Genomic DNA, 12525 nt, shown 5'->3' with positions numbered 1-12525 from the left:
GAATAGATTATCCCGATCCCATCTCTTTAGCGATGGTTGGGTGACAAAGAAACATTCGGTTTGATCATTGGGCTACGGGTTGTCTTGCTTCTGAATAATTTCCCGGTAGATGTGTTCCAGGCGGGCTGGTTGACGGGCGATCGAATCCAGGGGAATTCCATCAAAGTAAGTAATAATATCCCGCAGTTCCAGATGTTTGGGGAGCCAGAAGGCCAGTTCATGACCATACCGCCGCATGGGAAAGCCTAGGGCAGTGGCTCGTTGGATGACTTGTTCCTCTTCAGGGGTTTGAACCACCAGAATTTCTGACGCTGGAATCAGTTGGCGCAGTTCATCCAGGCTGCCTTCTGCTGCAATCTGCCCCTGTTTGAGAATGCCGATACGATGGCACAGTCGCTCTGCTTCATCAAGGAAATGGGTGGACAACAGAATCGTCATGCCCTGCTGTTGGAGTTTGCGAATTAAATCCCAGATCTCGTAGCGGGCTTCCAGATCTAACCCTGTGGTCGGTTCATCCAAAATCAACAGTTTGGGCTGATGGATCAAAGTAATGGCCATACTCAGCCGCCGCTGCATCCCACCACTGAGAATCTCAGCCGGACTTTTGGCGCGATCGGCCAAACCCACTGCTCCTAAGCATTGCTCAACCCGCTGTTTCCGCTCTGCTCTGGACAGTCCGTAAATTTGGGCGAAAAAATTGAGATTTTCCTCGCAGGTGAGACTTTTATAGAGCAGGTTTTCTTGAGGAACCACGCCAATTAATAGCTTGGTAGATTCTGAGATCGGCTGATCCTTAATCAGGATGCGCCCACTATCCGCCACCAGCAGATGACAAAGGATATTGATGGTAGTGGTTTTTCCGGCTCCATTTGACCCCAGGAGTCCATAAATTTCCCCAGCCCGGATATGTAGATTTAAGTTGTTTAAAATCACCCGTTGACCGTAGGCTTTTCGCAATTCCTCAATCTGTAGCACTCCCCTACAATCTCCTTTCGACGTGCAGCATCCGGCAGTAGGCACCACCACCCTCCTGTAATCATGACTACAGCAAGCACCACAAGAAACCAGAAATGGGAAGAGATCCGGCTCAATCCTTCTCCTTCAGCCGCAACCTTAAACAGAGCCTCGTTCATGTGGTAGATCGGGTTGAATTGGGCTACCTCTAACAGCCTATCGGGAAGGAAGGCGGTCGGGATAAACGTACCGCCTAGAATTAGCAGTGGCACACCAAAGGCTGCCACCAGGGCATTAACATCTTCGGTGCGGCGAGCAAATTGAGTGCCTAAAATGAAGCCGACCCCCACATAAGTCAGAATACTTAACAAAATGATGATTCCCCCCAGCAGCAGCGACCCCTGATATTCTGCTCCTGCCAGGACGGCGATCGTGCCAATTAACAGCGTCTGACCCAGGCCGATCGCACTGTGGGCCACAAAAATTCCCAGAAAGTAGGAGATGCCACTCAGGGGCGAAATGAACAATCGCTTCAGGGTTTGCTGTTCTCGTTCTGCCACCACCGTGGCCACACTGCCCCCCAAACAGCTAAAAAACAATGCCGCCCCGACAAGCGTGGTTGGAGCAACTTGCTCAAACGCTCTGGCATAGGTCAGGTTTTCCCGTTCCGCCAGAATAATGCCGTTGAGCAACAGAATTAACACTGGGAAGATACACCAGAACAGCAGGCTTCGCTGTCGTCGCCCCAGTTCAATCAAGATCCGTTGTGCAACGGCAAAGGTTTCTCGCCAGTACTTCATTCACTTCACCCGATCAAAACCAAATCAATCTAGCTTTGTCATCGTTGCACAAGTTATGCCGCGATCGATGTCTCTGGTCAATTCCCGGTTAAAGTCTCACAACAGCTTTACCCAAGATTCAATTGACTCAGCCCAAATACCTTCAATCGCAGGGTTGGCAGATCTGCATTTTCCTGGCTGCGAGTCCTCCAATTTATTCAAGAAACATTGCTGAGTGTTGCCAAGTATTAATCTGTAAAACGGTGAGAAAGTCCTGAAAACCCCCTTGTTCGCTTGCTTGTAGCAGTTTTCATTCCGCCTTTGAAAAATGGTTAGAAGTTAAATCTTCTTGCAGTCCTGGCGCAACTGCCTGGGCCTTAGACTTCAATGAAGAGGTGGTTACTGCTTGAGCGTGTCACTCCAAATGAACTGGTACTCCCAACTCAGTCAACTCATTCTCAGCTTCTACCGCGAAGATCAACCCCTACGGCAGAAGGTGGAAGTTTTACAAGACTGCAAAGTGTCTCGTCGCTGGGGAACCCTACGGATTAACTGTAAGGATCCACAAGCTGTAGAAACCGTACTGGAAGCGATCGACCTGATTAGAGAGCCGATCGCCCAATTACGCCTTGCCCATCAAATTAAGATCTTGCTTCAGGGAAACGTTGTCACGACCTTGCCGATTCAAACCTCTAAGCCTAAGACGCAGAATATGCCGAAGCCTCCGATTTGGTAGCCTATTTGGTAGCCGTTACCTCCGCTGAAGTCACAGCTTCCAGAGAGGGGGCAGCCTGTCCTGTGGCCGCATTCAGCCAACCGCCGATCAGGGCATCCAGAGAAAACAACCCAGCACCATTCACCAGGAAAAACAGGAAGCAGGCCGCATAGAGCATGGAGAGTTCCAGGTAGGGAATACTCAGGCCCGCAACCAGAACATGGTGATACATGGCCACCAGCATGGTGCTGAACAATCCTGCCGCTGCCGGTCGGGTCAAAAAGCCCAACGCCAATAGGGGCGCACCAATTAGCTCAGTGTAGGCTGCAAGGTAGCTAAAGAAGATGGGGAAGGGTAAGCCAATGACCTCAACGTAGGCCTGGGCAAAGCTTTCAATGTTGGCTAACTTATCGAGTCCGTTATGAATCATGACTACGCCTGCCACCACGCGCAGGACAGTCCAAGCTGCTTGTGACCAGTAGTTTGGAACCAGATTGGGTCTCAAAACAGCCGTAGCGAGAGAGGTAAACTGTTGAGCCGTATTCATTTTGTGCGCTGGAATAAAGATTGAGGATTATGTTACGAAGTATAACAAATATTAATTAATGTAACCAGAAACGGCAAGATTTCCAGGCGATTTTTCCTCGCTCGCCTGCTCAACCCCGTGTCTGGTGGTTATTTTCAGGGGTTTGTGTAACGTTAAAGGTGGAAGTACTTACAATGAGCAGTTACTCTCATGCTGTGCTGCGAACTCTGCGATCGAGAGATGCCGAAATTGACCGCACACCACCTGATCCCCCGTCAGAAGACGAAGCGGAAAAACCTACCCCCTTCTGCTACAGTTCAGATTTGTTCGGCTTGCCATCGCCAAATTCACAAACTCTATGACAATGCCTACCTCGCCCGATAGTTGAACACCCTGGAGCGACTCCAGCATGACCCGCAAATGCAGCGATTTTTAACCTGGGTGCGTCGGCAAACTCCAGACAAGAGAATTCGCATCAAAGGTTAACTTCGACAAATTTCCTGGAGCGTTCCCACAAAATCAGGATAGGAAATAGCCGCAGCTTCGGCTCGTTGGATTGTTGTGGTTCCCTGGGCCATCAGAGCAGCGATCGCCAGGCTCATGGCAATCCGGTGATCGGTAAAACTGTCTACCGCAGTCCCAGTTAAAGGCGTTCCCCCCGTAATCTCCAATCCATCCGGTAATTCCGTCACCTTGGCCCCCATCTGGGTCAGTTGCGTCGCCATTACCGCCAGTCGATCGCTTTCCTTAACCCGCAATTCTGCTGCATCTTTGATGACGGTCGTTCCTGCTGCGACGGTGGCTGCCACTGCCAGAATGGGAATTTCATCAATCAAACGCGGAACCAAATCTCCAGCGATCGTGCAGGCTTGCAGCGCACTGTGGCGGACGTGCAAATCGGCAACGGGTTCTCCAGCCGCATCCCGCTGATTTTCCAGGGTAATCTCTGCCCCCATCGCTGCTAATGCTTCCAGAATCCCCGTCCGGGTAGGATTCACTCCCACATTCTCAATCACCAGATCTGAACCAGGGACGATCGCACCCGCCACTAACCAGAAGGCCGCAGAACTAATATCCCCAGGCACAATCACGGTTTGCCCCCGCAGCGTTGCCCCCCCCGTCACAGTCGCACTGTGAGTCTCTGGATCAACCGTAATCTCTGCCCCAAAGGCGCGCAGCATCCGTTCACTGTGATCGCGGGAAAGGGAGGGTTCCGTAACCGTGGTTTGCCCCTCCGTCAATAAACCTGCCAGCAGAATACAGGACTTGACCTGAGCAGAAGCGATCGGTGAGTGGTAATGAATCGGCTGGAGGCGTTGTCCCCGTACCGCAATCGGTGCTAATCCCCCGGCTCGATGCCAGATCTGCGCTCCCATTTGCTGCAACGGCTGAATCACGCGCTTCATCGGACGCGATCGAATCGAAGCATCACCCGTCACCGTGAAAAACCGATCGGGTTGGGAAGCCAGCAGTCCTAACATCAGGCGCGTCGTCGTCCCAGAATTGCCCGTGTTCAATACATCCACTGGCTCCTGGAGATTGCCCAGACCAATCCCCTGCACCGTGACGCGATCGGTGTTGAGGGCTGAAATAGTGGCACCCATTGCCTGAAAGCACTCGGCCGTACTGCGGGGATCTTCCCCCAACAGCAAGCCCTGGATTTCAGTTTCTCCCTGGGCGATCGACCCCAGCATCAAGGCTCGGTGGGAAATCGATTTATCTCCTGGCACTCGAATTCGCCCTTGCAGAGCAACACCGGAGGCGGGAGGGGCGATCGTCAGGGAATGATGGGTTTCCGTAGGATTTAGGAGGATAGTTGCTGTTGGCATCGGGGTAGACTGGCATAGGACGAGACGAAGGGTGGTAGCCATCCTATCATTTCGCTCCTCTTCCTCGACCATTTTCCCTCCCATGTTGACCCAACATCGCAAACCGATTAGCCTTTCGCTGATGTCCTACGACCTCCCCCTCTGGTCAGTGGTAGAGACGGATGCAACGCTTTATCAAAAAGATTCGGAACGGTTTCATGTGCTGCTGACGGAACCCCTGATTCAGGACTCCCTGCCGTTGCTCCCATCTCAAGTGATGTCGCCCTCCGTTCCCGCAACCCCACGGCTGCTGTGGTTGGAGATTTCGCCCTACCGCGTCACCATGACCATGCAGGGCAATGGAAAATTCAGCTATCGCCACTTCTGGGAGCAGGGGGTCTACGGAGTCAGTCGATATTGGCTACAAACGGAGTCCTTCACCGGAAGCCATCAAATGCGGTTACGCAACTTCACCCGTAGGCTCACCCTGGACGGTCAGCCCTTTCCAGAACATTTGCGCATTGAATATGAGCTATGGGCCCAGCAGTTGCGGATTGGTCACTATGTCATGAATTTAGAAATTTTGCATTAATTCGCAAACTCCTGCTTCACAAGGCTTCACAATAAGAGATAGGCTAGAGAACCGATCGACTGTGATTGGGTTTAGTCTGATCTAGACCTAATCTAGCCCTAATTAGATCCCGCAGATCCTCTGTTTAGATTTAGATTCAGGCTGGATCCGGCCCTATTGCTGGTAGCGAATTCCGCAAGCTCATCAAGAAGCTCATCAAGGCAAGCTCATTATGACAGAGTCCACAACCCCGTCCTCACCAGAGGAGAATCTAACCTCCGATCGCAGTGCCAAAACCCGGCAGCTTTTGGGGATGAAAGGAGCACAACCCGGAGAAACCAATCTCTGGAAAATCCGCCTTCAGCTCATGAAGCCAATTACCTGGATTCCTCTAATCTGGGGAGTGGTGTGCGGTGCCGCATCCTCTGGGAACTATACCTGGACGATCGAAAATGTGCTGATTGCGGCGGCCTGTATGCTGCTGTCGGGGCCTCTCCTGGCGGGCTACACCCAAACCATTAACGATTTTTACGATCGAGAGCTGGATGCAATCAACGAACCCTACCGCCCCATTCCCTCTGGTGCAATTTCCATTCCCCAGGTGATCACGCAGATCGTTGTGCTGCTGGGAGCCGGAATTGCCCTGGCCTATGGTCTAGATCGGTGGGCGGGTCATGAATTCCCCACCATTACTGCCCTGGCGATCGGCGGTTCGTTTCTGTCCTACATCTATTCCGCCCCTCCCCTGAAGCTGAAGAAAAATGGTTGGTTGGGCAACTACGCGCTGGGGGCAAGCTACATTGCCCTACCCTGGTGGGCAGGTCATGCCCTGTTTGGCGATCTCAACTGGACGATCGTGGTTTTGACCCTGTTCTACAGCCTGGCCGGACTGGGCATTGCAGTGGTGAATGACTTTAAGAGTGTGGAAGGCGATCGCCAGCTTGGTCTGAAGTCCTTACCCGTGATGTTTGGGGTGACGACGGCCGCCTGGATTTGCGTCCTGATGATTGATATCTTCCAGTCGGGAGTGGCCGCCTATCTAATCAGCATTCACCAGAACTTGTATGCAGTGCTATTAATTTTGCTGATCATTCCCCAGATCACATTCCAGGATATGTACTTCCTGCGTGCTCCCCTGGAGAATGACGTGAAATATCAGGCGAGTGCTCAACCGTTTCTGGTGCTGGGAATGCTGGTAACCGCTCTGGCTCTGGGCCATGCAGGTGTTTAAGCGATCGTTTAGATGAATCGTAAATTGCACGGTTTACTGACTTTCGCTTGTGCTTTGCATGAAAAAGCACTACTTTTAGATGAAGTTAAATTGAAGGTGGGTTAAGTATAATTTGAGCCATCTCGTTTAACCTTGTGGAATCGAACGTATCCTGGTGCAGGTTCGTAAACTCCTGAACAGGAAGCTGCGACCATCCAGCAAGGGTTGGCACTGGTTGAAGCACCTGGTTGAAGCACAGACAGGGATCTCGCCTGTGGTGGTTTGTGAGGACTCAAGTGACAGATTTTCTGACTAGACTCAAAACATTGTCCAATCGCAGTGAAAAGCTGAACTCGGATGCCTCTTCCGCATCGAACCCATCGAGTCAGCCGGCTAATCAACCGACTAATCAGCCGACTAAGATCAAAACCGCGAACGCTCGCAGTCGAAACCAAAGTCGGGGTAGGGGCAAATCCCCCAAGGTCTTGCGTCAAGTGCAACACTCGCTGGTGAAGTGGACTGCACCGGTACGGCAACGATTCCCTGCCGATCCAGGCTCGAATCCGCCTCCAGGGGGGAATCGTCCCCTTTATCAACGTTGGTGGGCCTGGGGACTGGTTGGCATTGGTTTTGGTGTGACCGGGGCAGCCGTTGCTGGACAATCGGCCCTGCGGGCGATCGATCAGAATTTGCCCAATACCACCGACGTTTTGACCTACAACCAGAGCGGAACCCTGACCATCAAATCGGCAGATGGTGAAATTTTGCAGCAGATGGGCCCGGCGACCCGCGAAAATATTAGCTTGCAGGATATGCCCGATCGCCTCGTGCAAGCCTTCATCGCCTCAGAAGATGAAGATTTCTATGAGCACAACGGGGTTAACTACCAGGCGATTCTCCGGGCAACCCTGAAGAACATCCGAGCAGGGGAAGTGCTGCAAGGGGGCAGTACCATCACTCAGCAGTTGGCTCGGGTTGTGTTTCTGGATCAAGATCGCACCCTGGCACGGAAGCTCCGGGAAGCTCTATTGGCTCAGAAAATGGAGCGGGAACTGACCAAGGATCAGATTTTGGAACGGTACTTGAACCTGGTGTATTTGGGGTCAAATGCCTACGGTGTTGCGGATGCGGCCTGGATTTACTTCAGCAAGCCGGTCGATGAACTCACTCTCAGTGAGTCCGCCATGATTGCTGGCACAGCCCCCGCGCCCAGCGTTTATTCCCCCCTGATCAACCCAGACCTGGCAACCCAACGCCGCAACATTGTGTTGCAGCGAATGTTAGTGGCGGGCTTCATTACGCTTGAGGAGCGGGATGCAGCGATGGCGGAACCTCTGGCACTCCAGCCGAGTGACCCCCGGAATATGTTTAGTGAGGTGCCCTACTTCACCTCCTACGTGCAACAGCAACTTCCTTCAGTTGTCTCGCCAGAGCAGATTGAAATCGGGGGGTTGACTGTTGAAACGACCCTGAACCTGGAATGGCAACGGCAGGCGCAGGATACCGTCGCCTATGCCATCCGTAACTATGGGCCAGGTCAAGGATTTGAACAGGCGGCCCTGGTGGCGATCGATCCACGGACGGGGGAGATTAAGGCCCTGGTGGGTGGAGATGACTTTGAGGAAAGCCAGTTTAACCGGGCCACTCAAGCACAGCGTCAACCCGGTTCTACCTTCAAAACCTTTGTCTATGCAGTGGCCGTGGCCGGAGGGTTATCGCCCTACAACAGCTATCTGGATGCAAAGCTGGTGGTGGATGGCTACGAGCCGCAAAATTACGGCAGACGATTTCGAGGCAGTGTTTCGATGCGGGATGCATTGATATCCTCGATCAACGTCGTAGCAGTGAAGGCTTTGATTGAGGTCGGGTTTGAACCAGTGGTGGAACTGGCTCACCGCATGGGAATTCGCTCCGATTTACTCCCCGCCTACTCCCTGGCATTGGGCAGTTCGGAGGTGAACCTGCTGGAATTGACCAGTGCCTATGGAACGTTAGCCAATGAAGGAAATTACATTGAACCCCACGGCATCACCCGCGTGTTCGATCGCTTCGGCAACCTGATCTATGAGGCAGATTTTGTCGCGGAACGGGCCCTGGATGCTGAGACGGCATCGATCATGACCTGGATGCTGGAGGGTGTCGTGAACAACGGTACGGGCTGGGACGCTCGCTTGCCCGATCGCTCCGTGGCTGGAAAAACGGGAACCTCTGAAGAACGTCGAGATCTGTGGTTTGTGGGTTACATTCCCCAGCTTGCGGTGGGTGTTTGGTTAGGGAATGATGACAGTACTCCTACTTACGGAGCCAGCAGTACGGCGGCGTTAACCTGGTACGACTTTGTGCGAACGATCCGCGAAGAAATTCCAGTGGAGGAGTTTCCTGATATTCCTTACTCGTTTGATGGTCGGGAACCCACGATCGAGCTGGATCCAGTCAAACCTGGACGCATCTATGAAGCCTCCTCGCCCCACGAGGGCAGCAGCGATACCGCCTCCGGCGACAGTTGGGGAGGCGGTGGATCAAGCTATTCGGGCTATGGTTCCTCAGAGCCGTCCTATTCCTCAGGTTCGCGGTCGAATTCCGGCTACTCAGGCGGTGGAGGCGGAACAGACTATTACTCTGAACCAGAGGAGAGTTACGTTGCTCCTGTGGAAGAAGCGGCTCCTGCTGAGAATATTGCTGCTCCAGCCATTGAGTCGGCTCCAGTGGAAGAGGCTGCTCCCCCTCCTCCCATGATTGACGAGCCACCTCCCCCGGCAAATGATCCCATTCCATCCTTCCTCTTACCTGAGCCAGCTCCAGAGGCTTCTATTGCCCCCCTTCTGCCTCCCCCACAGTAGTTTTTTCCCTAACCAGAGTTCAAGTTGGGGCAAAACCTGGGATACTGTTGGTTAAATCTATTGGTTAAACCTATTGGATCAATGGATTGACTCAACTATTTTCGATTTCGCTACGGAGTAAAGGATGATGGTATTAATGGAGGCGGCTGCCAAGACTTCGGAGTTTCCATTAGCATTTACCCTGGTCTATGCTGTTGGCTTTGTTGCAGCTGTAGTGATTGGCTCGATCGCCTGGTATAACTCCAAGCGCCCTCCAGGTTGGGAAGACAAATCCCGTCCCGATATCGTGCCAGAGGTGGATAACAAGGAAGAGTGAGGTTTAAGGGATTCTGAAATCCCTTAGATTTGCTTGAAAAAATCTCCGATCAGGTAAAGTGAGCCGCACAGGACGATCGTTCCTAAACTGGGCTGACGATCCGATCGCAACGTCATCGCAGTCTTTAACCCTGTCATCACATCGGGTTCCTGGTGGCAGGCTTGCAGGTCAGGACAGAGGGTATGGGCGATGTCCGCTAATTGCTGCGGGTCGGCAGAAAGGTGGTCGGGAACTGGAACCAATACTAAAGCATCCCCAGGGCGCAACAGTTCGTTGAAGATCGCCTTGGGTTCCTTCGTCGTGAGCAAACCCATCACCCAACAGACGGGACGAACCACCCGATCGCTATGGTCAATGTAATGCCGCAGTAGCTTTGCCCCTGCCGGATTGTGGGCCCCATCAATTAAAATGGGTTCTCCCTGCCACTCTAACCACTGCATTCGCCCTCGCCAGGCGGTTTTGTCCATGCCCTGGATCAGATGCTCCTCGGTAATCTGCCATCCCTGCTGCTGAAGGATTTGCAGGGCCGCGATCGCCACCGCAGAGTTGGTGAGCTGGTGCAGTCCGGGAAGGGGGAGAGGGTAGCGGAGGCGGGAGGCAGGAGCTGCGGCAGGTTGTGAGGTAGGTAAGCCTGCGGTGTGAGTGCTCCGTTGCCCAGGCATGGGGGGAGGGGAAAGTTGATTGAAAGTGGAGGTGAATTCGGCCCAGCCGTTGCCCAGGTCGGCGGCCGGTTCGACCCAGAGCGTAGGACAGTTGAAGTGGGTGAGTCGCTGAGATAAAGCGGTAGTGGCTTCTGGCGGTTGGGGGGCAATGACCGCAGGACAGTGGGGCTTGAGGATGCCTGCTTTTTCCCCAGCAATATGAGTCAGGGTGGGGCCCAGTTTTTGGCAGTGTTCCAGGCTGAGGGAGGTAATGACGCTGACCAGGGGACGATCGCACACATTGGTGGCATCTAAGCGACCGCCTAACCCCACTTCAATCACCGCAATATCGACCTGCTGTTGGGCAAAGTAAAGCCAGGCGGCGGCAGTAATCACTTCAAACTGGGTGGGTGAAGATGTGTCAGGATCAATCGCAGCAATCACGGTTTGGAGAACCCGGAGCAGTTCGATCGCCGTAATGTCCTTCTGGTTAATGCAAATCCGCTCACACCAGGTCACCAGATGAGGCGAGGTATACCGCCCCACCCGATACCCTGCCTCTGTGAGTACCGATGATAGATACGCACAGACTGACCCTTTGCCATTACTGCCTGCCACATGGACGATCGGCACTTGTTCCTGGGGATTGCCCAACGCTGCCAGGAGCCTTTGGATCCGCTCCAGCCCTAACTCCACGCCAAAGTGAGTGAAGCGATCGAGGAGGACATCGATTTGGGTTAACGCCGACTGTTGAAGTGGATCGGCAGCTTTAGAGGAATGGGAATGGGTTTCAGCCGTACTCATCAAACCAGCGAATCGATTGCTTCAGCATCTTAGCACTGGACTGCTACGGAGAAACCCTTAGGCTCAATACCGCTCCCGTCCTTTTTGGCGTAGTGATTGATGGATTTTTTTCCATTTCGCTTTCTCTTCAAGCTGCAACCGGACATCCTGTTTCCGGGACAGGTAGTTAAGTTCACGATCGAGCTTCTGGTAGCTGAACAGGCGGGACGGATCGAGCCTTCCCTGTTCGATCGCCATCTGCACTGCACATCCCGGTTCTCGATCGTGCTGGCAATCTCGGAAGCGGCAGGTTTCAGCCAGGGATTCAATATCTGCAAAGGTTTCCTGCAAACTGTCTTCCCCTGCCCAGACCTGAATCTCCCGCATACCCGGTGTGTCAATGATCAGACCACCCGAGGGCAGGCGTAACAGTTCCCGATGCGTCGTCGTATGCTTGCCCTTGCTGTCCGCCTGACGCACCGATCGCACGGTTTGCCGAGATTGCCCCAGCAGTTGGTTGGTCAGGGTCGATTTGCCGACACCGGAAGATCCCAGCAGGGCGATCGTTTTTCCGGGTTGCAGATAAGGAGACAGGGCTTCCAATCCCGTCTGCTGGGTTGCACTTAAGGGAATGATCGGAATTCCTGGCGCGATCGACTCCACCGCCGCGATCGACCGTTCCAGGTTCTTGCATAAGTCCGCTTTATTTAACAGAATCACCGGATTCACCCCACTCTCCCAAGCCAGCAGCAAATATCGCTCAATCCGGCGCACACTGAAATCATGATCCAGCGCTGAGATGAGAAAGACAGTATCAATATTGGCTGCGATCGGTTGGGGAGCCGTTGGGCTGCCTGCGACTTTGCGCGAGAAGAGGCTTTGTCTGGGCAAGATGTGATGAATCGTGGCCCGTTGCTCGGTTTCCCGCAAGCGAATCACGACCCAATCTCCCACGATCGGCAAGTCTTCTGGTGAGGCTGCCTGATGCCGCAGTTTGCCGCTCAGAGTCGCAACGCATTCACCCGTTTCAGTATAAAGATGGTACTGATCTGGATGGACGATCGCCACCCGACTAACGGTATAGCCTGGTGCAGCAAACCGTGAAAAATGTTGAGCGAATCGATCGCTCCAACCCAATTGTGATAAATTCATTGATTTCCTCAATGTGACTCGTGAGTGAGATTCACAGAGGAACGGAAAACTTTGACCTGAAAAGGTGTACGAACCGGGGTTCGTCAGTTCCTCTGCTACTGATTGAGATGGGGAGTTGCCGTAGCCAAAACAAGAACCGACTGAACCATATACTCAACCTCCGAATTCATACTACATTTGTAATACAAGAAATTTTGTCTGTCAAGCTGCCTTTGTTTCCCCAAGGATCG

11 protein-coding genes and 1 pseudogene are annotated in these 12525 nt (G+C 53.1%); 6 read left to right on the top strand and 6 right to left on the bottom strand.

What is annotated here, in order from left to right:
• Positions 1 to 72: 72 nt before the first annotated feature.
• A complete protein-coding gene (locus ACM1PF_RS10890; protein ID WP_416674483.1) occupies positions 73 to 975 on the bottom strand; it encodes an ABC transporter ATP-binding protein in 903 nt (300 codons plus the stop codon).
• Between the two features lie 4 nt (positions 976 to 979).
• Positions 980 to 1754, bottom strand: a pseudogene (locus tag ACM1PF_RS10885) (ABC transporter permease).
• Between the two features lie 403 nt (positions 1755 to 2157).
• Between ACM1PF_RS10885 and ACM1PF_RS10880 the strand changes: the two are divergent.
• The gene (locus ACM1PF_RS10880) at positions 2158 to 2469 is read left to right on the top strand and encodes a hypothetical protein (protein ID WP_416674482.1); all 312 of its coding nucleotides are present in this window, start codon (positions 2158 to 2160) and stop codon (positions 2467 to 2469) included.
• Position 2470: 1 nt separating this feature from the next.
• On the opposite strand, the gene ACM1PF_RS10875 is transcribed toward ACM1PF_RS10880, so the two are convergent.
• Positions 2471 to 2995 (bottom strand): DoxX family protein, encoded by a 525-nt coding sequence (locus ACM1PF_RS10875; RefSeq protein WP_416674481.1) that lies wholly within the window; start codon positions 2993 to 2995, stop codon positions 2471 to 2473.
• A 189-nt stretch (positions 2996 to 3184) separates the two neighbouring features.
• On the opposite strand from ACM1PF_RS10875, the gene ACM1PF_RS10870 reads away from it, so the two are divergent.
• A complete protein-coding gene (locus ACM1PF_RS10870; RefSeq protein WP_416674480.1) occupies positions 3185 to 3358 on the top strand; it encodes an HNH endonuclease in 174 nt (57 codons plus the stop codon).
• 98 nt (positions 3359 to 3456) lie between these two features.
• Here the strand turns inward: ACM1PF_RS10870 and aroA are convergent, their stop codons facing one another.
• Complete coding sequence (aroA, locus tag ACM1PF_RS10865; RefSeq protein ID WP_416676621.1) at positions 3457 to 4803, bottom strand: 3-phosphoshikimate 1-carboxyvinyltransferase; 1347 nt, start codon at positions 4801 to 4803, stop codon at positions 3457 to 3459.
• Between the two features lie 82 nt (positions 4804 to 4885).
• Between aroA and ACM1PF_RS10860 the strand changes: the two genes are divergently transcribed.
• From ACM1PF_RS10860 to psb35, 4 genes are all read left to right on the top strand, one after another.
• On the top strand, positions 4886 to 5374 hold the full coding sequence (locus ACM1PF_RS10860; protein WP_416674479.1) for a hypothetical protein: 489 nt from the start codon (positions 4886 to 4888) through the stop codon (positions 5372 to 5374).
• A gap of 211 nt (positions 5375 to 5585) precedes the next feature.
• The gene (gene chlG, locus ACM1PF_RS10855; RefSeq protein WP_416674478.1) at positions 5586 to 6584 is read left to right on the top strand and encodes a chlorophyll synthase ChlG; all 999 of its coding nucleotides are present in this window, start codon (positions 5586 to 5588) and stop codon (positions 6582 to 6584) included.
• A gap of 488 nt (positions 6585 to 7072) precedes the next feature.
• A complete protein-coding gene (locus tag ACM1PF_RS10850) occupies positions 7073 to 9403 on the top strand; it encodes a transglycosylase domain-containing protein (protein WP_416674477.1) in 2331 nt (776 codons plus the stop codon).
• A gap of 124 nt (positions 9404 to 9527) precedes the next feature.
• On the top strand, positions 9528 to 9719 hold the full coding sequence (gene psb35, locus ACM1PF_RS10845; RefSeq protein ID WP_416674476.1) for a photosystem II assembly protein Psb35: 192 nt from the start codon (positions 9528 to 9530) through the stop codon (positions 9717 to 9719).
• A gap of 23 nt (positions 9720 to 9742) precedes the next feature.
• On the opposite strand, the gene ACM1PF_RS10840 is transcribed toward psb35, so the two are convergent.
• Together ACM1PF_RS10840 and rsgA are read right to left on the bottom strand one after the other, a co-directional pair.
• Entirely contained in the window at positions 9743 to 11164 is a 1422-nt protein-coding gene (locus ACM1PF_RS10840; RefSeq protein WP_416674475.1) for a bifunctional folylpolyglutamate synthase/dihydrofolate synthase, read from the bottom strand.
• 63 nt (positions 11165 to 11227) lie between these two features.
• Positions 11228 to 12295 (bottom strand): ribosome small subunit-dependent GTPase A, encoded by a 1068-nt coding sequence (gene rsgA / locus ACM1PF_RS10835; RefSeq protein WP_416674474.1) that lies wholly within the window; start codon positions 12293 to 12295, stop codon positions 11228 to 11230.
• Between the last annotated feature and the right edge of the window lie 230 nt (positions 12296 to 12525).

Origin of the sequence: Egbenema bharatensis FJBBOT/2019, assembly GCF_048077055.1 — a bacterium.
Lineage (GTDB): Bacteria > Cyanobacteriota > Cyanobacteriia > Elainellales > Elainellaceae > Egbenema > Egbenema bharatensis.
This window is presented reverse-complemented; position numbering and strand designations above follow the sequence as displayed.